This is a genomic window from Rhizobium sp. WYCCWR 11128, assembly GCF_013416305.1.
Taxonomy (GTDB): domain Bacteria; phylum Pseudomonadota; class Alphaproteobacteria; order Rhizobiales; family Rhizobiaceae; genus Rhizobium; species Rhizobium indicum.
Window position 1 is genome coordinate 1 of the sequence record NZ_JACCEZ010000008.1, and the last position, 23,014, is coordinate 23,014.

The following is a 23,014-nucleotide window of genomic DNA, read 5'->3' on the forward strand; positions in this document are numbered from 1 at the left end:
CCGCTTGTAGCGCATCTTGACGAAGGCAAGTTCGCCGTGATGGGCGCTGTCGGCCGCCGCGGCGGCCGCCTTATTGGCTGCGCCATAGCGCAGGTCATCATTCATCACCGCGGGGCTTCCCTTGGGCGTAATCTCGTAAATCGCCGTGACGCTGTGGCCGGAGCCGATATCGCCGGCATCGACACGGTCATTGTTGAAATCCTCGCGCTTCAGCGCCCGCGTCTCGTAACCGATCAAGCGGTATTCGGCGATCCGTTCCGGGTTGAACTCGACCTGAAACTTAACGTCGCTGGCGATCGGAAACAGCGTCGATCCGGCCTCTTCGACCAGCGTCTTTTGCGCCTCGGCCAAGGTGTCGATATAGGCAGCACTGCCGTTGCCGTTCTGCGCCAGCGTCTGCATCAGAGAATCGTTGAGATTGCCCCGCCCGAAGCCGAGAACGGTGAGGAAGATGCCGTCCTTGCGTCTCTCCTCGATGATGCGCTTCAGGTCCTCATCGCTCGACGGGCCGACATTGAAGTCGCCATCGGTCGCCAGCATCACCCGGTTGACGCCGTCCTTGACGAAGGCCTGCTTGGCAAGATCGTAAGCCGCCTCGATGCCTTCGGCGCCGCCGGTCGAACCTCCGGGCTCCAGCCTGTCGATCGCCGACAGGATCTTCGATTTCTCCGCCACCCGTGTCGGCGAGAGCACGGTGCCGGCATTGCCGGCATAGGTGACGATCGAGACGGTGTCGTCGGCCTTCAGCTTGTTGACCAGAAGCCGGAAGGCGCTCTTGAGAAGCGGCAGTTTGTCCGGCTCGTCCATCGAGCCGGACACGTCGATCAGGAAGACCAGATTGGCATGCGGCGTGGTCGCCGGCGCGATGTCATAGCCCTTGATCGCCACATGCATCAATTCCGTGTCGTGGTTCCACGGGGTCGGCATCACGGTCACTGTCGCCTTGAAAGGCTGATCGGCATTGTCAGGGCCCGGCCAGTCATAGGGGAAATAATTGATCATCTCTTCGACGCGGACCGATTGCGGGTCGGGCAGTGCCCCGCCGGTCAACGACCGGCGGACGAAGGCATAGGACGCGCTGTCGACATCCGCGGAGAAGGTCGAGACCGGATCCGTCGCCACGCTCTTGATCGGATTTGCCGCAGCATTGGCAAACCGCTCGCGATTGGAATCGAGCTGAATCTGGGCATGCCCCTCCGCAGGCGGAGTAGGCGAAGGGGCGATGGCAGCCATCGGTTCGGCAAACTGCCGCTGGGGGACGATGCCGGGAGCGGCCGGCACAGCGCGTTTGGCCGCCCCGAGTGCCGCGGCAGAACCCTCCGGCTTGTTCGTGAGAGCGGCGACGTCGTTGGCATCGAATTCGGATGTCCGCGACGAATCGGGTTTCGCGAGTGCCGGCGCCTCCTTGTCCTGCGGGGCTTGCGCGACAGCGACAGATTGCTCATCCAGGCTGTTGTTCCCGGCCGGTGTTTGCGGCGCGACCGTGACCGGCTGACCGGCAGTTGCGGCCGGTTGTTTCGACGCCTCACTTTTCGAAAGGTTGCCGGCGATCTCTGTCTGATCGACGATCGGCGATCCGTTGCGGGTCAGCTCGATCGCCAGGTAACCGGCGGCCGGAATGACGAGCAGCGTCGCTAGGGCTGAACCGGCGAGGAATTTCTTGTTCATGGCAGGGCTCCATATCCAGTTGATGATGGAGCTTTGACGCCAGCCTTTCGCATTTCCTTGGGCGGCCGGCGCATTATTTTCTGCGGTATCGAAGGCCTGCATCGCGGCAGTAAGCGCACGCGCACGCGCCTCCGGCGTCGCTGCCGGCGGTGTCAGGCGGGAGAGCTTTTCGAGTTCCTTGTCCACGGTCATACCTCTTCCTTGCCGAGCACGGTCTTCAGCCTCTTGCGCGCCTCATGGACCTGCCAGGATACGGTCGCCTCCGAGCAGCCCATGACATCGGCGGCAGCCGAATGGCTGAGACCCTCGCCGTAAACGAGCAGCACCGCGTCGCATTGCCTTTCCGGCAAGGCGCGCACGGCTGCCCATAATTCGCTCGATAGCTCATCGTCATTTCCGGCCGGCGCATCCTGCTGCGGTTCGGCGGCGTAAGTGCGGAATGTCTGCTGCTCTCGTGCAAGCTTGCGTCTATGGTCGCGGGCGGCGTTGAGCGTCAGCGTATAGAGCCATGTCCTGAAGCGGCTGGCGCCGCGAAAGCTGCGGATCGCCGCGCCGAGCTTGACGCAGACCTCCTGGGCAATGTCGTCGGCATCGGTGGAACTACCCGACCAACGCCACGCCGTCGCATGGACGAAATCATAATGGCGCGAGACCAGTTGCCCGAAGGCCTCCCGGTCACCGCCCTGCGCTCGTTCTATGAGCTCCGCATCCAATTCCGCACCTACCCCAAAACGACCAGCAAGATGCTATTTCGAGATTGAGACGTTTCTCGGATGGCTTTCCTTGGGTCCGCGACGAAAAAATTATTGGGAATTTTAAAAGCCGCGACATTCATGAGTCGCGGCCAGACAGATCGGCTCCGTCACAAAGGCGCATGATGAAGACAGAGTCGGCCAGGGACATGACCTGTCATGTCCCAAATCGCGAAAGGACCTCCATGTCCGCTCAACCGCCTGTCCCCACTGAAAGGGGCATCCTGCAGTTTCTGGCGACTTGCGATTCCTTCTATCCGCCAGACGCCGTTCAAGCATCGATCGAACAGCAGCGACATTGGTACGACGCTCTTTGCGCGCGCTTTGACCGTCCGCTGCCCCCGGAGATGATCTTTGCGGACGGCATGCTCCAGCGCATACCGATCCGGCGTTACCGTCCGCGGAAGATCAGCACGCGCACCATTCTGCTCTATCTTCATGGCGGTGGCTTCGTTGTCGGTTCGCTCGAGAGCCATCATGCCATCTGCGCCGAGATCGCCGATTTTGCCGGCGCGGAACTTGTTTCGGTCGATTATCGCCTCGCCCCTGAATATCGCTGGCCGGCGCAGACGGATGACGGCTTTACCGTGTTGAAGCATCTGCTTTCCGCCAACAGCAAGGTCGTGCTGATCGGCGACAGCGCCGGCGGCAATCTGGCCGCGGGCCTTGCATTGCGGGCGCGCGAGCAGGGCCTGTCCGGCGTCGTCGGCCAAGTCCTGATCTATCCGGCGCTTGGCGGCGACCTTACTGCGGGCTCCTATGTCGAAATGGCCGCGGCGCCTGGATTGACGACGGCGGATGTCGCCTATTATCGCGAAATCCTGCAAGCGCCGGCGGGCAATGGGATCGCCGAGCCGCTACAGGCAGCTTCGCTTGCCGGGCTGCCGCCGGCCTTCATCACGGTCGCGCATTTCGATCCGCTCCGAGACGACGGCCGGCACTATGCCGCCCGGCTCACCGCGGAGGGCGTCGAAGTCTGGTTCCGGGAGGAGCCGCAGATGGTGCATGCGTGGCTGCGCGCCCGCCACATGAGCGATAGCGCCCGCGACGGCTTCCGTGCCGTCTGCGAGGCCGTTCGACGTTTTGCGATGGCCTGACGATCACATCAGGTCGCGGGCGATCCGCTTTTCCGCAAAGACCTTTTCGAAGATCTGCACGTCGTCCTCGAAGGCAGTAACGACAGCGCTGATGATCCAGTCGGTCCGGGTACATGAAATGCGCGCGGTCGCGACCGTGCGGGCGAACCAACCGGGGCGGCGCATGTCGCAGGTCCAGGTCGACGTCCCGGTCATCGACAGCGGATTATCGGGCGAGATCGACCAGACTTCTTCCCGCAATTGCCGGGTCGAGAGACCTGTCTCAGGGTGTTCGGTGAGCCCGGTATCCTCGTGGATATGATACTCCGTCCGGTTGGCCGAGAGATCGCGGACGACCTGCCGCTTGGTCGTGGCGGCCGTGTGCTCGATGTATTTCGGCAGCGGATCGGGATTGGCCGGTTCCTTGATGTCGATCCGCTGGTGCTCGCCGAGCATCGGCAGCCCTAGGCCGAGTGCCGCGATATCGATGTCGATGCCGTCGTCATCAGGCGGCGGGAGGATCATCGGCCAATATGCGGTGGAGAGCGAAAGGCGGATGCGATGCCCCTTGCGGAAGCGATAACCGCAGGCATCGAGCACGAGCCGGATCCACACCCTCTCGCCTGGTATCAGCGGCTTGGGATCTGCATTGCCGTCGCGGTGGGTGAGATTGACGACGCCGAAGGCGACACGTGTTGCCGTGCCATCCGGATGGACATCGACGAGCCGGGCGCAGAGATTTCCACCCGCTGCCCGCGACCGCAATGCAAGCGTAAGCACAGGCCGGCCGAGATAGTCGTAATCGCCAGCAAGCGGCATCGTATCGAAGACCAGCGAGCCGGCATCGTCCGAGCGCTGATCGATCGCCATTTCCGCGTCGGGTTTCAGCGTGAAATATTCACCCGATGCCGTCCCGGTGTCGAGCGGAGAGCGGAGATAGACGGGATGTTCGGGCGCATGCGGGATCGGCATGCCTTCCGTCAGCTTGCCGAACTGCTCGACATAGAAGCACTGCATCTGAGGCGGCGACCAGACGTCCTTGGCGACCCAGAAACCCGGATCGCTGTCACGCCGCGGAGCAGGGCGGATGGCATCGAGAATATAGGTGCGGGCCTGCGGCAGCCTGTCGATCCCATTGTGCTCGCCCCGCAGCCATTTGTTCCACCAGGCAATTGCTTCGCCATGAAAATCGGTGCGCGGTTTCGGCCAGGCGAAATGCGGATATTTGTGGACCCAGGGGCCGATCAGCGCCTTCGCCTTGTCGCCCAGGCCTTCGACCGCCATCAGCGGCGTATTACGATAGCCGTCGGCCCAGCCGGCAATCACCAGTGCGGGGATCTCCACGCTCGAAAAATCCTCTGAGATCGAGCCGTGACGCCAGAAACCGTCGCGCCGCTGATGGGCCAGCCACTCCTCCATGAAGAAGGGTTCGCCTGCCAAGCGTTCCAGCCACATCTCCTTCCAGCGCTCTCCGACAAGCGCGGGATCGGGCGGGCGCGACTGGTAGCCGAGCATCGTTGCCGCCCATGAGAGCTGGGCGGAGAGATGGCAGCCGTTCTTGTAGTGGATGTCGTCATTGTAACGGTCGACGGTCGAGGCGATCGATATGACAGCCTTCAGCGCCGGCGGGTGTAATGCTGCGACCTGCAGGCTGTTGAAGCCGCCCCAGGAGATGCCCATCATGCCAACCGCGCCGTTCGACCACGGCTGCGCGGCAATCCAGGCGATCAGCTCGCAGGCATTGGCAAGCTCGCATTCGGTATATTCGCCGTCGATGACCCCGTCAGATTCTCCGGATCCACGGATATCGACGCGCACGCCGGCAATGCCTGCCGCCGCGAATATCGGATAGGTCGACTCGTCCCGCAGGCTGGTTCCGTCACGCTTGCGATAGGGCAGGAATTCAAAGACGGCGGGAACGGGATCTTCTTCCACGCCATCCGGCATCCAGATGCGCGCGGCAAGCCGCGTCCCATCCTTCAGCGTAATCCATTCATTCTCGATGGTGGTGAAGCCGCGCGAGGTCATGCTCATTCCTTGATGCACATTCCGTGAGACGAGGGTTCTGCCCCCCTCGTCAAGTCACCTAGTCAAGTCAGTTACCGGCGCTCTCCATGCGACGCGTGGCAAGCACCCGTTCCAGCCAGCCGATTTCCATTTCCGGCACGGATTTCAACAGCAGATCGGTGTAGTCGTCAAAGGGCGGTGACAGCGCCGTCGATTTCGGACCGAACCGCACCAGCTTGCCACGATGCATCACCGCCACGCTGTCGGCAATCGCCCGCACGATCGCGATGTCGTGGGTAATGAAGACATAGGACAGCTGTTCCTCTTGCTGCAGGCGTAGGAGCAGCTTGAGGATACCCTCCGCCACCAACGGATCGAGCGCCGAGGTCGGCTCGTCGCAGAGGATGAGTTCGGGCTTGGCGGCAAGCGCTCTCGCGATCGCCACACGCTGCTTCTGGCCGCCGGAGAGTTCGGCCGGGTAGCGGTCGACGAAACCCTTGCCCATTTCGATCTGGTCGAGCAGTTCCTTCACCCGGGCGGTCTTCTCGGCACCTCTGAGGCCATAATAGAAGGTCAGCGGGCGGCCGATGATGTCGCGGACCGTCTGCCGCGGGTTCATCGCCGTATCGGCCATCTGGTAGATCAACTGGATACGCCTCAGATCGTCATTCGGCCGGCTCTTCAGATCAGGCATCAGCGGCTTGCCGTCAAAGATGATACGCCCATTGCTCGGCGGCAACAGGCCGGTAATGACGCGCGCCAGGGTCGATTTGCCCGAGCCGGATTCGCCGACGACCGCGAGCGTCTGCCCCTTCGGCACGTGCAGCGTGACATCGTGCAGCACTTTGAAGCCGTTGGAATATTCAGCACTGACATTTTCCACCTTGAGAAGTGCTGCAGACTGGTCGGCCGCCTCCTCGCGGTAGGCCTGCCTGATATTGACGAGGGCGCGGGTATAATCCTCCCGCGGCGCCTCGATGATCTGCTGGACACTGCCATATTCTACCTGCTTGCCATAACGCAGGACCATGATGTCGTCCGAGATCTGGGCGACGACGGCAAGGTCATGGGTGATGTAGAGGGCGGCGGTGTGCGTTTCCTCGATGGCATACTTGATCGCCGCCAGCACGTCGATCTGCGTGGTGACGTCGAGCGCCGTGGTCGGTTCGTCGAAGACGATGAGCTCAGGGTTGGAGCAGAGCGCCATCGCCGTCATCGCCCGCTGCAGCTGGCCGCCGGAGACCTGGTGGGGAAAGCGCTCGCCGAACGTTTCGGGATTGGGCAGGCCGAGAACCCCGAACAGATAAAGCGCCCGTTTGCGCGCCTCGTCTTTGCTCATCAAACCATGTTTGACCGAGGCTTCGATCACCTGATCGCCGAGCCTGTGGGCCGGATTGAAGGCGGCCGCCGCCGATTGCGCGACATAGCAGACTCGTGCGCCGCGAATTTTTCGGATGCCGTTCTTGCCGAGCGCCAGGATATCGGCGCCATCGAGCCGCACCTCGCCGCCGGTGATTTCGGCGCCGCCCCGGCCATAGGCCAGTGCGGAAAGGCCGATCGTCGACTTACCGGCGCCCGATTCCCCGATCAGTCCGAGGACCTTGCCCTTCTGCAGGTCGAAGGAAACCCCGTCGACGATCGTCACTCGCTTCGGCGGTTCACCTGGCGGATAGCTGGTTGCTTCGATCTTCAGATTGCGAACGGAAAGAAGCTCAGGCATCGCCGCGCCCTCCCTTGAGGCTGGATGTGCGTTTCAGGAGCCAGTCGACGACGAGGTTGACGCAGACGGCAAGTGTCGCGATCGCCGTGCCCGGCACCAGCGCTGCCGAGATACCGAAGATGATGCCGTCCTTGTTGTCCTTGACCATGCCGCCCCAATCGGCCGCAGGCGGCTGAATGCCGAGGCCGAGGAAGGAAAGCGTCGAGAGGAACAGGATCGAGAAGGCGAAGCGCAGCCCGAATTCGGCCAGCAGCGGCGACAGCGTGTTCGGCAGGATTTCGCGGAAGATGATCCAGAGCTTGCCTTCGCCGCGCAGCGTTGCCGCCTCGACGAATTCCATCACCGCGACATCGAGCGCCACGGCACGGCCGAGACGGTAGACGCGGGTGGAATCGAGGATCGCCATGACAAGGATCAGCACGACCATGTTTTGCGGCAGCACCGCCAGGACCACGAGTGCGAAGATCAGCGTCGGGATCGACATCATCAAATCGTTGAAGCGAGAGAGGACGGTGTCGACCACGCCGCGCGAGACGGCAGCCGTGAAGCTCAGGATGATGCCGAGCGAGAACGAGATGACGGTGGCGGCGGACGCGACCAGCAGCGTCGTGCGTGCGCCGTAGATCAGCCGCGAGAAGATGTCGCGGCCGAGATTGTCGAGACCGAAGATATATTGATCATCAGGCAACTGCCAGACGTCGCCGACGACCTGCGTCTCGCCATAGGGGGCGAGCCAGGGAGCAAAGATCGCGAATATAAAGGCGATGGCGATACCGGCCATGCCGATCCAGGCGGTGATGGGGATGTCTCTCAATCTCATCGCGGATGCCTCAGCCTGGGATTGGCGATAATCGCGAGAATATCGGCGGTCATGTTGAGGAAGATATAGACAGCCGCGAAGATCAGGCCGCAGGCCTGAACGACAGGCATGTCGCGCACGGTGACCGCATCGACCATATACTGCCCCATGCCGGGATAGACGAAGACCACTTCGACAACAACGACGCCGACCACGAGATAGGCAAGCGTCAATGCGATGACGTTGATGATCGGCGCGAGCGCATTGGGGGCGGCATGCTTGACGATCGAGCGGAAGGCGCCAAGGCCTTTCAGCTCTGCGGTCTCCATATAGGCCGACGACATGACGGAGAGGATTGCCGCCCGCGTCATGCGCATCATATGCGCGAGTACGACGAGCACGAGGGTCGCCGTCGGCAGCGCGATTGCTTTCAATCGCTCGACGAAACCCATGCTGTCATAGACCGTCGCCGGAAAGGTGGCCACGCCGAATTTCACCGCGAAGAACAGGATCAGCAGGTAGCCGACGAAGAATTCCGGCAGCGAGATCGCCGCCAGCGAGATGACGTTGATGATCTTATCCGGCAGGCGATTGCGGAAATGCACCGACAGCATGCCGAGCCCAACGGCGAGCGGCACCGATATCACGGCTGCGAAACCCGCCAGGAAGAGCGAATTGCCAAGGCGCTTGCCGATCTGTTCGCTCACCGAATTCTTGCTGGCCCAGGAGGTGCCGAAGTCCCCCTGGACGGCGTTGCCGAGCCATTCGACGTAACGCGTGGTTATCGGGCGGTTCAGCCCGAGATCCTCTCGAATATTGGCAACGGCCTGCGGTGTCGCCGACTGACCGAGATAGGTTGTGGCAAAATCACCGGGCAGGGCTTCCAGACCGCCGAAGATCACGATGGAAACGGCAAAGAGCAGGACGATACTGAGCACGAAGCGCTCGAGGATAAGGGCAAGCAGCGGAAAACGCTGCCGAAACCCGAGGCCGGGCAAGATGCTTGGGGCAGGATTGGTCATGGCGAGGACCTCGCGCTAAAACGTCGGGAGGACCGCGGGGTTTCATCCCACGGTCCGGGCTTCGTTAGAGATCGGAGGGGCAAACGCCCCTTGCCATCAGGCGTCCAGCCAGACGCGGGTCGCGACGTAGCCGTTCGACATGTCATTGCCGATGTCGTGGACATAACCCTTCACCTGCTTGGTGGAGGCGTTCACGAAGTCGTTGAACATCGGCAGGATCACCCCGCCCTCGTCGCGCACCGTCATCGCCATGGTGCGATACATGTCCTTGCGCTTGGCTTCATCAAGCTCGGAGCGGGCCTGCAACAGCAGCTTATCGAAGTCAGGACGCTTGAACTTGGTGTCGTTCCAATCCGCCGTCGAGAGATAGGCGGTGGAATACATCTGGTCCTGCGTCGGACGGCCACCCCAGTAGGAGGTCGAGAAGGGCTGGACATTCCAGACGTTGGTCCAGTAGCCGTCGCCCGGCTCGCGCTTGACCTCGATCTCGATGCCGGCCTTTTTGCAGCTTTCCTGGTAAAGGACTGCCGCATCGACACCGCCGGGGAAGGCGACTTCGGAGGTGCGCAAGAGCACCGAGCCGCTATGGCCTGATTTCTTGTAGTGAAACGCAGCCTTGTCGGGATCGTAGGCGCGCTGCTCTATGCCCTCGGGGAAAAGCGCATAGGTGTTGTTGATCGGGAAGTCGTTGCCGACCTTGCCGTAGCCGCCGAGGATCTTTTTCACCATGGTCTCGCGGTCCATGGCGTATTTGAGCGCCAGGCGCAGGTCGTTGTTGTCGAACGGCGCCTTATCGCAGTGCATGATGAAGACGTAGTGGCCGCGGCCGGAGGTCGAGAGAATCTCGACGTTCGGGGCGCGCTTCAGCAGGCTGACGGTCTTCGGGTCGACGCGGTTGATGTAGTGGACCTGGCCGGACGACAGTGCTGCGATGCGGGCGGTGGCGTCGTTCATGCCGATGATTTCGATCGAATCGACATAACCCCGGTCGGTGCGCCAGTCGTCCTTGTTCTTTTCGAAGGTGGCGCGGACGCCGGGCTCGAAGCTCGTCATCTTGTAGGGGCCTGTGCCGATCGAGGCCAGCGGATCGTCAACGCCGCCATTCGGCTGGATGACCAGATGGTAGTCCGACAGCAGCAGCGGCATGTCGGCATTGCCTTCGCTGAGCGTGAGGACGAGATTGCCGCCGTCGGCCTTGATCTCCTTGATCGAGCCGAGAACACCGAGCGCGCCGGATTCCGACTTCGCGTCGGTGTGACGCTTCAGCGTCGCAACGACGTCGTCGATCGTCAGTTCCTTGCCATCGTGGAACTTGACGCCCTTGCGGATCTTAAAGGTCCAGGTCGCCGCGTCCTTCGACGGCTCCCAGGATTCGGCAAGCGACGGCACGGCGGCACCCGTCAGCGGATCGGACTCGACCAGCATGTCGCCCCAGCAGCGGCCGATGCAGAACATGACCTGCGACAGGAATTTCGCCGGATCCTTGGAATCGGTGGCTGCACCACCTTCGAGGCCGAGCTTCAGGTGGCCGCCGCGCTTCGGTTCGGCCGCTTCGGCACTTTCGGTGAAGAGCTTGTCGGCGACGGCAAGTGTGATGCCCGCCGCCATGGCGCGTCCCATGAATTCGCGGCGGCTGAGCCCGCCGGCGGTGACACGGCTTGCGAGATATTTCGTGTAGTCGTTCATTCCCCAGTTCCTTCTTTATGGTGCGTTGACAGAACTTCCGGGCAGGTCCGCAGACGGTTTCCTCTCCACCTCCGGTGCCCGCATCATGCGGGAAAATAATGCGGTTGCTGCCGCCGGGTTATTTTCCTTTCCAAATGGGGCTTCGCTTCTCGGCGAAGGCCCGTGCGCCTTCCAATTGGTCCTCGCTCGAATAGAGCTTGTCGACCGTCGCAAACTGCCGTTTGGTGATCTTGTTCATGGCAGTCTGGAACGGCGAACCCTCCGCTTCGCGGACGATTTCCTTAATGGCCGCATAGACGAGCGGCGGCCCGCTCTCGAGCAACCGGGCAAGCTCCCATGCTCTCTCCATCAGCCGCTCGGCCGGCAGGACCTCGTTGACGAAACCCCAGCGATGCGCCTCGTGAACGTCGAGCCAGCGACCGGTCAAAAGCATGTCCATGGCGATGTGATAGGGGATGCGTTTAGGCAGCTTGATGGAAGCCGCATCGGCAACCGTGCCGGAGCGGATTTCCGGCAGGGCGAAGGTCGCATGGTCGGCCGCGAGGATCAGGTCGGTCGACAGCGCAATCTCCAGTCCGCCGCCGCAACAGATGCCGTTGACCGCACAAATGATGGGCTTGTTGAGGTCGCGCAGTTCCTGCAGCCCGCCGAAACCACCCACGCCGTAATCCCCGTCGACCGCATCGCCTGATGCCGCCGCCTTGAGATCCCAACCGGCACAGAAAAACTTCTCGCCGGCGCCCGAGACGATGGCGACACGCAACGCCGGATCGTCGCGGAAATCTCGGAAGATCAACCCCAGGGCACGGCTGGTCGCAAGGTCGATGGCATTCGCCTTCGGCCGGTCGATGACGACTTCGAGTATTCCACCGTCATGTCGTGTGCGAATGTGGTCGCTCAACCTATGCTACCTCCTCCGCCGTATCAAAGCATCGACTACGGCCACGCCACGCCCTTCGGGAAGAACCATCAATGGATTAATGTCCAGTTCCTCCAGGGATGCCGCGTTCTTTACGACATAATCTGCCGTTGCTGAGACAGCACCAACAGCGGCTTCGAGATCGCCTTTTGGCCGCCCGCGATAGCCATAGATCAATTTTGCAAGTTTGAGACGTGAAATTGCCGCGTGAATATCGGTTTTCGTCGCCGGAAGCGGCAGGATGACGGAATCTTCAAGCAATTCAACGAAGATTCCGCCCGCTCCAAGCGTGAGCGACAATCCGAAGACAGGGTCGCGGATGGCGCCGACAATGAGCTCGGCAACCGGCGGATCGATCATTTTCTCGACCAGATAACCGGCATTCGGCGGCATTGCCGCCGCCGCATTCGATACTGCCTTAGTATCCTCTAGGTTGAGTGCGACGGCCCCTGCCTCGGTCTTGTGGGCAATGCCGAGCGCTTTCAGTACGACGGGAAAACCGAGCCGTTCGGCCTGCTCGGCCGCTTGACCGGGAGAAGAGGCCAACAGCCCTTGCGGAACAGGAAGGCCGAAGGCGGCAAGCTCGGCCTTCGCATCGGCCTCCGTCAGCGTCTCGATCTCGCCGTCCATAGGGGACACATCGAGCAGCGGCAGGGGAGGTGGGCCATCCCAGGCCTGGCCGATGCCGGCGGCGACTTCCGCAGCCGTGATGGTTTCGTCGATGCCGCAGAAGGCAATGATGCCGTTTGCCATCAGCCGATCGGCGATGGGCTCCGGCATGTTTTCCGGAAGTGTCGCCAGAAGGCCGGCCAGCGCACCGGTTGCGGCAGCGGCCGTCATGACCGCGTCTGCCGTCATTGCCCATTCGGACGCATCGCAGCGGTCATCGCGGGGGAAGTCGAGCACGACGAGATTGAGGGCATAGCCGCCCTCGAACATGGCGCTGAAGGCTTCGGTCTGGCGTGCGAGATCCCCCCACACGAAGGTGTGGTAATCGAGCGGATTGGAAAGCGTCACCATCTCGCCGAGGACCCGCCGCAGCCGTGGCAATTGTAGCGGCTGCAGCGCCGGGAATTCCACGTTGCGACCGACGGCGGCATCCGCCATCAGCGAGGCTTCGCCACCGGAACAGCTCATCGACGAGATGGAATGGCTTGCGAGCGGGCCGGCGACATGCAGGAGTTTCAGGGTTTCGAGCAGCGCCGGCAAGGTTTGCACACGGCCAAGGCCGAGGCGGGCGAGCACAGCGTCGGCGATGGCATCGCTGCCGGCAAGCGAGGCGGTATGCGACACCGCCGCGCGTTTTGCCTGCTCGGACCTGCCGACCTTCAACACGACCACCGGCTTCCTCGACCGCCGGGCCATGGCGGCCAGGCGTTCGAGTGCCGAGAGATCACCGAAACCTTCGACATGAAGGCCGACCGCCGTGACGCGCGGGTCGTCGATCAGCGCGCAGGCGACATCGGCAAGCGATGTCTGGGCCTGATTGCCGGCAGTGACCACATAGGCGATCGGCACGCCTCGGGTCTGCATTGTCAGGTTGATGGCGATATTCGAGGATTGCGTGAGGATTGCGACGCCACGTTCGATGCGCTGCATGCCATGCTGATCGGGCCACAGCAGCGCACCGTCGAGACCGTTGATCAGCCCGTAGCAATTCGGCCCGAGGATCGGCATGTCGCCGGCTGCGTCCAGCAGGGCCTGCTGCAGCTCGGCGCCGTCGCCGAGTTCACCCGTCGCCTCGCTGAAACCCGATGCATAACAGACTGCCCCGCCGGCACCGGCCTCAGAAAGGCTGCGGACGATTTCGACGGTCAGCGTCCTGTTGACGCCAACGAAGGCTGCGTCCGGCGCCGAAGGCAGATCGGATACAGAGCGATAGCAGGACCGCCCGAGCACCTCGTCGAGTTTGGGATGGACAGGCCAGATCTCACCGGCAAAGCCCATGCGGTCGCATTGCTCGATCACCCTGCGCGCCTCGCGACCGCCGAAGACGGCGATCGTTTGCGGTCTGAGCAGGCGGTCGAGCGGGCGAGGCGTCATCGGCTCACGCTCCCAGGGGTCGAAGCAAGTCGCGGCTGATAATATGCCGCTGGATTTCGGAGGTGCCGTCCCAGATGCGCTCAACGCGCGCATCGCGCCAGAAGCGGGCGAGCGGCAGATCGTCCATCAGTCCCATGCCGCCGAAGATCTGGATCGCCTCATCCGTGACGCGGGCGAGCATTTCCGAGGCATAGAGCTTGGCCGAAGCGATCTGCCGGTCTGCGGGGCGGCCGGCATCGACCTGCCAGGCGGCGGCCAGCGTCAGCCAGTCGGCTGCGTCGATCTCGGTGATCATGTCGGCGAGCTTGAACGACACGCCCTGATTGGCGCCGATCGGCTTGCCGAACTGCTTGCGCTCGGCGGCGTAGGGCAGGGCCAGGTCGAAGACACGCCGTGCCCGGCCGACGCAGGTGGCGGCAACCGTCAATCTCGTGCCGTAGAGCCATTGGTTGGCGATATCGAAGCCGCGATGCACCTCGCCCAGCACTTGGGCTTCGGGAATGCGGCAATCGTCGAAGCTGAGCGTTGAGTTATGGTAGCCACGATGCGAAACGGAATCGTAACCTTTGAGGATTTCGAAGCCCGGCGTGCCGCGATCCACCAGGAAGGCGGTGATCTTCTTCTTGATGCCCTTCGGCGTTTCCTCCTCGCCCGTCGCAGCAAAGACGATGACGAAATCGGCGACATCGGCATGGGAGATGAAATGTTTCGTGCCGTTGAGGACGAAGTCGCCACCGTCGCGGCGGGCGGCGCATTTCATGCCGCGCATATCAGAACCGGCGTCCGGCTCAGTGATCGCAAGCGCATCGATCTTCTCGCCGCGCACCGCAGGCAGGAGATAGCGCTCGCGCTGCTCGCCCTCGCAGGCCATGAGGATGCCGGAGGGCCGGCCGAAGAAAACGGTCAGCCCCAGGGAGCCGCGTCCGAGTTCCCGCTCGACCAGTGTGAAGGTGACATGGTCGAGGCCGGCGCCGCCGACGTCTTCCGGGAAATTGCAGGCATAGAAGCCGAGATCGATGCATTTGCGCCGAATCTCGTCTCCAAGCTCCGGTGGGACGATACCGCTGCGCTCGACCTCGTTCTCATGGGGATAGATCTCGGTTTCCACGAAGGCACGGACCGTGTTGACGATCATTTCCTGTTCTTCGCTGAGACCAAAATCCATGCCGATCCTCCTACCGTTTCTGGCCGACGTGACGGCTGGCGCCTTCAGGCGCTGCCAACTCCGCATGGGCTCTGGCGATCGCCTTCGCCTTGTCGAGGACGCCAGCTGGCGCCGGCGCGGCTTTGCCCGCCTTGCTGTCGACATGCAGCAACATGTGCTCGGCGGTGGCAAGTGCCTCGCCCGTCGCCGTATCGTGAAGCGTGTGGAAGACGTGCAGCCGCTTCTCGTCGACGGACAGGATCTGGCAGGTCGAATGGATCGCCTGTCCGAGCTTTGCCTCGCCGAGATGGCGGATATGGGTCTCCACCGTATAGTAGCTCTGCCCCGCCTCGACATAGGCGAGATCGACGCCGATGAGACGCAGCAGCGCATCTGACGTATCGCCGAAAACCTGGAGGTAGCGGTGTTCGGTCATATGGCCGTTATAATCGACCCAGGCTGGGCTGACTTTCGTCTCGACGAGCCTCAGCGGCTTCGACGGATCGAAAGACTTAATCGTCCCGCCGCCTCCTGCCCACAGCGATTGCTCGAAGTCTTTCAGCAGTTTGCCCGCGCCCCAGCCCTTGCCGCCATCGCCGCCCTTGAGGGCCTGCAGGATGCCGACGAGGTTTTCGTCGCGGATGCGTTCGAGTTCACGGATCGAGCGGCCGGCCGCCTGTTCGTCGGATTGCTGGCCGATCTTTTCGATCAGCGGATCGTCGAGATCGACGACATCGGTAAGCTTGGTCCAGGGCCAGGCCAGGCAGGGGCCGAACTGGGCGAGGAAGTGGCGCATTCCGGCCTCGCCGCCGGCGATGCGATAGGTCTGGAACAGGCCCATCTGCGCCCAGCGCAGGCCGAAAGAGTAGCGGATGACGTCATCGAGGGTCTCGACGGTGCAGATGTCGTCGTGGATCAGCCACAGGGCCTCGCGCCAGAGCGCTTCGAGCAGCCGGTCGCCGACGAAGGCCTCGATCTCCTTTGCGATGTGGACGCCCTTCATGCCGATCGGCGGCAGTCGCTCCATGGCAGCCTTGATGGTCGCCGCCGAGGTCTTCTCGCCGCCGACGATTTCGACGAGCGGCAAGAGATAGACGGGATTATAGGGATGGGCGACGAAGAGGCGCTCGGGATGCTTCATGTCGCGCTGCAAATCGGTCGGCAGCAGGCCTGATGTGGAAGAGCCGATCAGGGCGTCCGGTCGCGCCACGGCATCGATCTCATTCAGGACGCCGCGCTTGAGGTCGAGCCTTTCCGGCACGCTTTCCTGAATCCAGTCGGCGCCGGCGGCGGCTTCCGCGAGCGTCGTGCAGAAGGTCAGCCTGCCGCGCGGCGGCAGGGGTGCGCCGGTCAGCATGGCATAGGCTTTTTCGGCGTTGGCGAGCACTTCGCCGACGATGCGGCTTGCTTCCGGATGCGGATCGAACACGTTCACGTCGACGCCGGCCAGCAGAAAACGCGCGATCCATCCGCCGCCGATGACGCCGCCGCCGATACAAGCCGCCTTGTTGATCCCTGTCATGCCGTCCTCAGCGCTTCGTCAGTTTGAGTTTCTTGCGAACGTCTTCCGGACCGATGATCCGGGCACCCATGCCCTCGACCACCTGCACGGCCTTTTCGACGAGCTGCGCATTGGTGGCGAGCTGGCCCTTGCCGACAAAAAGGTTGTCCTCCAGGCCGACGCGCACGTTGCCACCAGCCAGAACAGCCGCCGCCGGATAGGCCATGGCGTTGCGGCCGATCGAAAAGGCTGAGAAGGTCCAGCTCTGAGGCACGTTGTTGACCATCGCCATGAAGGTGTTGAGATCGTCGGGCGCGCCCCATGGAATACCCATGCAGAGCTGGATCAGCACCGGGTCTTCGATCAGGCCTTCCTCGGCAAGCTGCTTGGCAAACCAGAGATGGCCGGTGTCGAAGGCCTCGATCTCGGGGCGCACACCGAGATCGGTCATCTTCTTCGCCATCGCCCGCAGCATGGCCGGCGTGTTGGTCATGACGTAGTCGCCGAGGTTGAAATTCATCGTGCCGCAGTCGAGCGTGCAGATCTCAGGCAGGCATTCGGCGACATGGCTGACGCGCTCGGTGGCGCCCGCCATATCCGTGCCCTTAGGATTGAGGGGAAGGGGGCTTTCGACATCCCCGAAGATCAGGTCCCCGCCCATGCCGGCAGTGAGATTGAGGACGACATCGACATCGGCCGAGCGGATGCGGTCGGTGACTTCCCTGTAGAGATCGTTGCGCCGGCTGGCGGCACCCGTTTCCGGATCGCGGACATGGCAGTGAACGACCGCCGCACCGGCCTTTGCCGCGTCGATGGCGGATTCGGCGATCTGCTTGGGAGTGATCGGCACGTGGCTGGATCTGGAAACCGTGTCGCCGGCGCCGGTGACGGCACAGGTGATGAAAACATCGCGGTTCATTGCAAGAGGCATGTTTTTGTTCTCCCTCGTCTTGTCCGCATTACGCGACAGGATGGATGGCAATGCGTTGCAATTTCGGAAGCAATCGATACATTATCGGAACCCGAGGGAGATGGCCTTGCTGCAGCGATCGACGGAACGGCTCGATATCGACCTTCTCGTCCTACCGGACGCGAACCTGATCCTGATCGCCTCGGTCATCGAGCCGCTGCGCGGCGCCAATCGCATTTCCGGCAGTGAGCTCTATCGTTGGCGGCTGCTCACCCCGGACGGAGCACCGGTCCCGACCACCAGCAATATTGCCGTGCCCGCGCAAGGCGCTTTCAAGGCGACGACCGAGGATACGCCGCTGTTCGTGCTTGCCAGCTACAACTGGCGCCGAAGTGCTACGCCGGCGCTCAAGATGCAGCTCTCCCAGGCCGCCCGCTATCGCACGGTGATTGCCGGCATCGAGTCCGGCACATGGCTGCTGGCCGAAGCCAGCCTGCTCGACGGGCTGCCGGCGACCGTCCACTGGGAGGACTACGAGGATTTTGCGTTGGCCTATCCTGAGGTGCGGGCCGTCAAGGATCGTTTCGTCATCGACGGCAAGCGGCTGACGACCTCAGGTTCGCTTCCGACCGTCGACCTGATGCTGGAGGTGATCAGGCAACGGCAGGGTTATTCGCTGGCGCTCGAGGTCAGCCGGCTGTTCCGTTACGAGCAGCCTTCCTTCCATGCCGATGAGCAGCTTTCCGCAGCCTCGGCTGGTCTGCGCATGCACGATCCCCGCGTGGCGCAGGCGGTGCGGCTGATGGAGGAGCATATCGAGCAGCCTCTGATTCTCACGCGGCTGGCCCGCAGGGTAGGCATCAGCGCCCGGCATCTGCAGGATCTCTTCCAGCAGAGCATCGGCGCGCCGCCGCATGTGCACTATCTCGCGCTGCGCCTGAACGCGGCGCGCCGCAAGGTGATCGAGACGACAGCCTCTTTCGCCGACATCGCAGCGGCGACCGGCTTCAATTCGGCCTCCGCCTTTGCGAGAAGCTACAGGGCGAGTTTTTCCGAGAGCCCGTCCGAAACCCGGCGTCGCCTGCGCCGCCGCGTCACGCCATCGGAGATGCGGGCATAGGCTGGAACGCGTCCCGTATCATTTCGGCAAGTTCCCGAACGGCCTCGCTGGAACGGTAAGTGCTCCGGCGGAGCACGACTTTGGAGGAATCAACCGGCGGGAAACCGTCTTCAGCGGTGAGTTCCCGGCAGCCGGGCGGAATGCTGCTGCGGGAAAGCGTGGTGACGGCAAGGCCTGCGGTGACGGCATTCTTCAGCCCCGAGCCGGTATCGGCGATGAAGGCGATCCGATAGTTGCGGCCGATTTGCTCCAGCGACCGGAGCGCAAAATCGCGTGACCAGGTGGAGTTGCGATAGGTCGCAATCGGCAGGGGATCGATGTCGTGCAGCCGGTGGACCATCGATGTGACCCAGACTGTGGGATCAATGCAGATGACCTCGCCTTTCGTCTCATCGCTCCAGTCGAAAACGACGGCCAGATCGAGCTCATCCCGCTCGAGGGCGGCGAGGTTGCGGACTGTGTAGTCGCAGGACACGGTGACCTCGACGGCCGGGTGGCGTACAGCGAAAGCCGCAAGGGCTGCCGGCAGCACCGTCTGGCTGTATTCCTCGGGAATTCCGATGCGCACCGGTCCGTCCAGCGGCTTGCTGCGGATCGTCGCGGCGGCCTCGCTCAACAGATCGATGATCCGGCGGGCATAGGGTACGAGTTGCAGGCCCGGGCGCGTGAGCAGCACGCCGCGGGCGCCCCGATCGAACAGGGTTTCGCCGATCGTCTCTTCGAGCCGCTTGATCTGGCTGCTGACGGCCGACTGCGTCCGCCCGATGCGTTGGGCAGCCGCCGAGAAGTTGGACGTCTCGGCAACGACCAGGAAGGTTCTCAGCAGGTCACTCTCAATCGGCTCGTGCATGAAAATAGCCATAGAAAAAATCGATGGTAGCCATCTCTACTATTCGTTTGTCTGATGTCAATTCCTGGGGCAGAAAAGAGCGGCGTTCGACTTCCTTCTTTGAGAATATCTGCGTGACCATTGAAAATCCGGCCAGACGCCTCGCAGGCAGCGAGCACGAGAAGGGTGTGCTTCTCATCGTTGCCGCGACACTTGCCTGGAGCGCGAGCGGCGTCTATTCGCGACTCCTGACGACCGATGTGTGGACGGCGATTGCCTGGCGATCGTTGTTCGGAGGCCTGTTCCTGCTGATCCCCTGCCTTTTCCTCGAAGGGGGCATCTCGCGGCAACAGTGGCGTTCCGTCTTCCATCCGTCAGGTCTTGCCATGATCGCATGCCAGACCTTCAGTCAGGTATGCTTCATCGGGGCGCTCTACATGACCACCGTCGCCAATGTGACGATGATCTATGCGACCGCGCCTTTCATCGCAGCGTTGCTCGGCTGGCTCATCCTCAGGGAGAGGGTCTCCAGGCGGACGCTGATTGCCGGCGGCATCTCGCTCCTCGGCGTCGCGGTCATCGTCGCCTCGTCGATCGGCGGCGGGACTGGTGTGGGCGATCTGCTGGCGCTCGGCATGACCGCGTCCTTTGCACTCGTCATCATCATTCCGCGCATCAATCCCGGCGTGCCGAGCCTGCCGCCGACCGTCGTCAGCGCCTTCCTGACGCTTGCCATCTTTGCCCCGTTCAGTTCGCCCGGCTCGCTCGATCTGCACAACTGGGTCGTTCTTGCCGCATTCGGCGCGACCAATTTCTCCCTGGCGCTGGTGCTCTTCCTTGCCGGGGCAAAGCGCATGCCGCCGGCTGAAGCGGCGCTGATCGGCACGATGGAAATCGTGCTCACGCCCTTCTGGGTCTGGCTGCTGTTTTCCGAGCAGCCCCCCATCGCCACCTTTTTCGGCGGCGCGATCATCCTCGGCGCCGTGTTCTGGCACACGGCCATCGACGTCAGCCGCAGCCGGCGACCGCATCGCGCCTAAAGCCTTTGGGCGGCGATCAAATCTTCCGGGACGATCCGGAAAACCGCCGTATTCGCGGGATCAATTATTTCCGCTGCGCAGCGCTATTGCGACTTTGCCGACTGTCGTCTTTGGGTTGCGCCCATGTCGTTTTCTTGATCGCTGTTTTCCGTCAGGCATGGTTTCTTGGTGGTGTTCAAGGCGCTATCTCGCAAACTGGCGAAATGGACCATTGGGACGCCGGCCTGACGCCGGCGCTGCCCCGCAGCGGTAGAAGAACTGAAATCCTCAAGGAAATCGCCGGATAGGCATCCGGAAAGATATCGAGACGGATCGAAAGGAGATTCTGGAGCCGGAAACCAGCTCTTGCACAGCAAATCGACGGATTGCGGACAGACGGTCACGAGCGAAACCACAGGCGAAAACCGTGGCGTTCATCCTCTTCTCCATCCAATCTGTCTGTTTTGAAAATCCGAATATCGCCCGATGCGGCGGTATCCTCGTGTTGTGGACACCGGGCTGCAGAGGAGGCAGGCCGGAGGGAAGGTTGCCATCGACTGCATCGGTTGCAGCGAGGCATTCAAACAAGTGGGAGGAATCCATGAGCAAAAATAGAGGCGTCGTCTATCTCCGTCCTGGCAAGGTCGAAGTGCGCGACATCGACGATCCGAAGCTGGAAGCGCCCGACGGCCGCCGCATCGAACACGGCGTCATCCTGAAGGTGATATCGACCAATATCTGCGGCTCCGATCAGCACATGGTCCGCGGCCGCACGACGGCGATGCCGGGCCTGGTCCTCGGTCATGAAATCACCGGCGAGATCATCGAGAAAGGCATCGACGTCGAGATGCTCGACATCGGCGATATCGTCTCGGTGCCGTTCAATGTCGCCTGCGGCCGTTGCCGCTGCTGCAAGTCCCAGGATACCGGCGTCTGCCTGACAGTAAACCCGGCCCGCGCCGGCGGCGCTTACGGCTATGTCGACATGGGCGGCTGGATCGGCGGACAGGCGCGTTACGTCACCATTCCCTATGCCGATTTCAACCTGCTGAAAATCCCGGATCGGGACAAGGCGATGGCGAAGATCCGCGATCTCACCATGCTCTCCGACATTCTGCCCACCGGCTTCCATGGCGCGGTGCGTGCGGGCGTTGGGGTCGGCTCGACCGTCTATGTCGCCGGCGCCGGCCCGGTCGGCCTTGCGGCTGCGGCTTCGGCTCGCATTCTCGGCGCTGCTGTCGTGATGATCGGCGATTTCAACAAGGACCGTCTGGCGCATGCGGCAAAGGTCGGTTTCGAACCGATCGACCTGTCGAAGAGCGACCGTCTTGGCGACATGATCGCGCAGGTCGTCGGCACCAACGAGGTGGACAGCGCCATTGATGCGGTCGGCTTCGAGGCACGCGGCCACTCGGGCGGGGAACAGCCGGCGATCGTGCTCAATCAGATGATGGAGATTACCCGAGCCGCGGGTTCGATCGGCATTCCCGGCCTCTATGTCACCGAGGATCCGGGCGCCGTCGACAACGCCGCCAAACACGGCAATCTTTCGCTCCGCTTCGGCCTCGGATGGGCCAAGGCACAGTCCTTCCACACCGGCCAGACTCCGGTGATCAAATACAATCGTCAACTCATGCAGGCGATCCTCCACGACCGACTGCCAATTGCCGATATCGTCAACGCCAAAGTCATCCCGCTCGACGATGCCGCCAATGGATATGAAAGCTTCGACCAGGGAGCGGCGACGAAATATGTCCTCGATCCGCACGGAGACGTGGCGAAAGCCGCATAGCGATGCGACCTAGAGCAATTCCAGCAAAAGTGCGCAGCAGTTTTGCGTCCGGGATTGCGTAAGACAGGACTTGATAGGGATGGCCGGGCGAAAACCCGGCCATCCCGTATTCTCGAAAATTGACCGGCGAACTACTGGATGCTGAACGGGAAATATTTTGCGTTGATCATATCGTAGGTTCCGTCCGCCTTGATGCTCTTCAGCGCTTCGTTCAGGCGCGTCAGACGCTCCTTGTCATCCAGGCGCAGCGCGATACCGGCACCCTCACCGAAATATGTGACGTCGACCAGATCCGGCCCTTTGAACTCGCAGCAGCTTCCTGCCTTGGTGTTGGCAATCCAGTCGTAGATGGCGAGTTTATCCTCGAGGATAATGTCGACGCTCCCATCTGCCAGGCCCTTGTACAATTCCGGCGAAGACCGAAAAACCGTCCTTTTCATTTCTGGATAGAGATGGTTGGCATAGGATTCCTGCGCCGTCGACGATGTCACCCCAAGAATTTTGTCGCTGAGGGCGGCGGGGCTGACATCGCTGATTGACGAATCCTTCCGGGCGATGAACACCGACGGGCTGTTGTAGTATTTTTCAGTGAAGGCAACCTTTTGACGCCGCTCGAGGCTCATCGACATGGATGAGATGATCGCGTCGTATTTGTCGGCAACGAGATCGGGGATGATGTCGTCCCACTTCTCGATGATAAATTGGCATTCGAACTTGCCAACCTCGCAGAGAGCATTGGCAATATCGATGTCGAAGCCCTGAAGCTTGTTATTTGCATCGAGATAGTTGAAGGGCGGAAACGCACCTTCGACGGCAATTCTCATCGGCGTGCGATCTTGCGCAGCCACCTCGAGCGGCGAGGCCGCCAAAAAGATACCGATCCCGCCCGCCATCAGCGCTCCGCGCACTATAGTCTGAATGGATATGCGCAACATCGTCGGGAGCTCCTTAGGGCATAGTCGATCTCGCGCCATAGTGGCTCACAGCTTTTAATTCTACGTGAACGC

General features: G+C 62.1%; 18 protein-coding genes and 1 riboswitch. Of the genes, 4 read left to right on the forward strand and 14 right to left on the reverse strand.

Annotated elements, in window-relative coordinates; all coding sequences use genetic code 11:
• On the reverse strand, nt 1-1,860 hold a 1,860-nt coding region (locus tag HX898_RS22700), incomplete at its 3' end, for a VWA domain-containing protein (RefSeq protein WP_180195811.1).
• Nucleotides 1,857-2,381: an RNA polymerase sigma factor gene (locus tag HX898_RS22705; protein ID WP_138334684.1), complete on the reverse strand. Its 525-nt coding sequence runs from the start codon at nt 2,379-2,381 to the stop codon at nt 1,857-1,859. The genes HX898_RS22700 and HX898_RS22705, both read right to left, overlap by 4 nt.
• A gap of 224 nt (nt 2,382-2,605) precedes the next feature.
• Here HX898_RS22705 and HX898_RS22710 point away from each other — a divergent pair, with 224 nt between their 5' ends.
• Nucleotides 2,606-3,517, forward strand: coding sequence for an alpha/beta hydrolase (locus HX898_RS22710; RefSeq protein ID WP_138334683.1), 912 nt, complete (start codon nt 2,606-2,608; stop codon nt 3,515-3,517).
• A gap of 3 nt (nt 3,518-3,520) precedes the next feature.
• Here the strand turns inward: HX898_RS22710 and HX898_RS22715 are convergent, their stop codons facing one another.
• The 10 genes from HX898_RS22715 to HX898_RS22760 form a co-directional block, all read right to left on the reverse strand.
• The gene (locus HX898_RS22715; protein WP_138334682.1) at nt 3,521-5,524 is read right to left on the reverse strand and encodes a CocE/NonD family hydrolase; all 2,004 of its coding nucleotides are present in this window, start codon (nt 5,522-5,524) and stop codon (nt 3,521-3,523) included.
• Between the two features lie 67 nt (nt 5,525-5,591).
• A complete protein-coding gene (locus tag HX898_RS22720) occupies nt 5,592-7,223 on the reverse strand; it encodes an ABC transporter ATP-binding protein (RefSeq protein WP_180195812.1) in 1,632 nt (543 codons plus the stop codon).
• Nucleotides 7,216-8,043: an ABC transporter permease gene (locus HX898_RS22725; protein WP_138334680.1), complete on the reverse strand. Its 828-nt coding sequence runs from the start codon at nt 8,041-8,043 to the stop codon at nt 7,216-7,218. Before HX898_RS22725 ends, HX898_RS22720 begins: the two co-directional genes overlap by 8 nt.
• Nucleotides 8,040-9,044 carry an ABC transporter permease gene (locus tag HX898_RS22730; protein ID WP_138334679.1) on the reverse strand — a complete coding sequence of 335 codons (1,005 nt, stop codon included), beginning with the start codon at nt 9,042-9,044 and terminating at the stop codon, nt 8,040-8,042. The genes HX898_RS22725 and HX898_RS22730 overlap by 4 nt, the downstream gene beginning before the upstream one ends.
• 96 nt (nt 9,045-9,140) lie before the next feature.
• Nucleotides 9,141-10,730, reverse strand: coding sequence for an ABC transporter substrate-binding protein (locus HX898_RS22735; protein ID WP_138334678.1), 1,590 nt, complete (start codon nt 10,728-10,730; stop codon nt 9,141-9,143).
• A 118-nt stretch (nt 10,731-10,848) separates the two neighbouring features.
• Complete coding sequence (locus HX898_RS22740) at nt 10,849-11,631, reverse strand: carnitinyl-CoA dehydratase (protein WP_138334677.1); 783 nt, start codon at nt 11,629-11,631, stop codon at nt 10,849-10,851.
• A 6-nt stretch (nt 11,632-11,637) separates the two neighbouring features.
• Nucleotides 11,638-13,692 (reverse strand): acetate--CoA ligase family protein, encoded by a 2,055-nt coding sequence (locus HX898_RS22745; protein WP_138390115.1) that lies wholly within the window; start codon nt 13,690-13,692, stop codon nt 11,638-11,640.
• A gap of 4 nt (nt 13,693-13,696) precedes the next feature.
• The gene (locus HX898_RS22750) at nt 13,697-14,857 is read right to left on the reverse strand and encodes an acyl-CoA dehydrogenase family protein (RefSeq protein WP_138334675.1); all 1,161 of its coding nucleotides are present in this window, start codon (nt 14,855-14,857) and stop codon (nt 13,697-13,699) included.
• 10 nt (nt 14,858-14,867) lie between these two features.
• A complete protein-coding gene (locus HX898_RS22755) occupies nt 14,868-16,358 on the reverse strand; it encodes a carnitine 3-dehydrogenase (protein WP_138334674.1) in 1,491 nt (496 codons plus the stop codon).
• Nucleotides 16,359-16,365: 7 nt separating this feature from the next.
• Nucleotides 16,366-17,268: a 3-keto-5-aminohexanoate cleavage protein gene (locus HX898_RS22760; RefSeq protein ID WP_180195813.1), complete on the reverse strand. Its 903-nt coding sequence runs from the start codon at nt 17,266-17,268 to the stop codon at nt 16,366-16,368.
• Between the two features lie 100 nt (nt 17,269-17,368).
• On the opposite strand from HX898_RS22760, the gene HX898_RS22765 reads away from it, so the two are divergent.
• On the forward strand, nt 17,369-18,367 hold the full coding sequence (locus HX898_RS22765) for a GlxA family transcriptional regulator (RefSeq protein ID WP_138334672.1): 999 nt from the start codon (nt 17,369-17,371) through the stop codon (nt 18,365-18,367).
• Here the strand turns inward: HX898_RS22765 and HX898_RS22770 are convergent.
• Entirely contained in the window at nt 18,342-19,217 is an 876-nt protein-coding gene (locus HX898_RS22770; protein WP_138334671.1) for a LysR substrate-binding domain-containing protein, read from the reverse strand. The genes HX898_RS22765 and HX898_RS22770 overlap by 26 nt on opposite strands.
• Before the next feature lie 113 nt (nt 19,218-19,330).
• Here HX898_RS22770 and HX898_RS22775 point away from each other — a divergent pair, with 113 nt between their 5' ends.
• Both HX898_RS22775 and fdhA read left to right on the forward strand, forming a co-directional pair.
• Entirely contained in the window at nt 19,331-20,236 is a 906-nt protein-coding gene (locus HX898_RS22775; RefSeq protein ID WP_180195814.1) for a DMT family transporter, read from the forward strand.
• A gap of 161 nt (nt 20,237-20,397) precedes the next feature.
• Nucleotides 20,398-20,598, forward strand: a riboswitch (cobalamin riboswitch).
• Nucleotides 20,599-20,816: 218 nt separating this feature from the next.
• Complete coding sequence (gene fdhA, locus HX898_RS22780) at nt 20,817-22,007, forward strand: formaldehyde dehydrogenase, glutathione-independent (protein WP_180195815.1); 1,191 nt, start codon at nt 20,817-20,819, stop codon at nt 22,005-22,007.
• Nucleotides 22,008-22,138: 131 nt separating this feature from the next.
• Here fdhA and HX898_RS22785 read toward each other — a convergent pair whose 3' ends face one another.
• On the reverse strand, nt 22,139-22,942 hold the full coding sequence (locus HX898_RS22785) for a transporter substrate-binding domain-containing protein (protein ID WP_180195816.1): 804 nt from the start codon (nt 22,940-22,942) through the stop codon (nt 22,139-22,141).
• Between the last annotated feature and the right edge of the window lie 72 nt (nt 22,943-23,014).

What these genes read in the sequence shown, in the direction of transcription:
- HX898_RS22710 (WP_138334683.1), top strand. Translation starts at nt 2,606, where the DNA reads ATGTCCGCTCAACCGCCTGTCCCCACTGAAAGGGGCATCCTGCAGTTT.
- HX898_RS22715 (WP_138334682.1), bottom strand. Translation starts at nt 5,524, where the DNA reads ATGACCTCGCGCGGCTTCACCACCATCGAGAATGAATGGATTACGCTG.
- HX898_RS22720 (WP_180195812.1), bottom strand. Translation starts at nt 7,223, where the DNA reads ATGCCTGAGCTTCTTTCCGTTCGCAATCTGAAGATCGAAGCAACCAGC.
- HX898_RS22725 (WP_138334680.1), bottom strand. Translation starts at nt 8,043, where the DNA reads ATGAGATTGAGAGACATCCCCATCACCGCCTGGATCGGCATGGCCGGT.
- HX898_RS22730 (WP_138334679.1), bottom strand. Translation starts at nt 9,044, where the DNA reads ATGACCAATCCTGCCCCAAGCATCTTGCCCGGCCTCGGGTTTCGGCAG.
- HX898_RS22735 (WP_138334678.1), bottom strand. Translation starts at nt 10,730, where the DNA reads ATGAACGACTACACGAAATATCTCGCAAGCCGTGTCACCGCCGGCGGG.
- HX898_RS22745 (WP_138390115.1), bottom strand. Translation starts at nt 13,692, where the DNA reads ATGACGCCTCGCCCGCTCGACCGCCTGCTCAGACCGCAAACGATCGCC.
- HX898_RS22750 (WP_138334675.1), bottom strand. Translation starts at nt 14,857, where the DNA reads ATGGATTTTGGTCTCAGCGAAGAACAGGAAATGATCGTCAACACGGTC.
- HX898_RS22755 (WP_138334674.1), bottom strand. Translation starts at nt 16,358, where the DNA reads ATGACAGGGATCAACAAGGCGGCTTGTATCGGCGGCGGCGTCATCGGC.
- HX898_RS22760 (WP_180195813.1), bottom strand. Translation starts at nt 17,268, where the DNA reads ATGCCTCTTGCAATGAACCGCGATGTTTTCATCACCTGTGCCGTCACC.
- HX898_RS22765 (WP_138334672.1), top strand. Translation starts at nt 17,369, where the DNA reads ATGGCCTTGCTGCAGCGATCGACGGAACGGCTCGATATCGACCTTCTC.
- HX898_RS22770 (WP_138334671.1), bottom strand. Translation starts at nt 19,217, where the DNA reads ATGCACGAGCCGATTGAGAGTGACCTGCTGAGAACCTTCCTGGTCGTT.
- fdhA (WP_180195815.1), top strand. Translation starts at nt 20,817, where the DNA reads ATGAGCAAAAATAGAGGCGTCGTCTATCTCCGTCCTGGCAAGGTCGAA.
- HX898_RS22785 (WP_180195816.1), bottom strand. Translation starts at nt 22,942, where the DNA reads ATGTTGCGCATATCCATTCAGACTATAGTGCGCGGAGCGCTGATGGCG.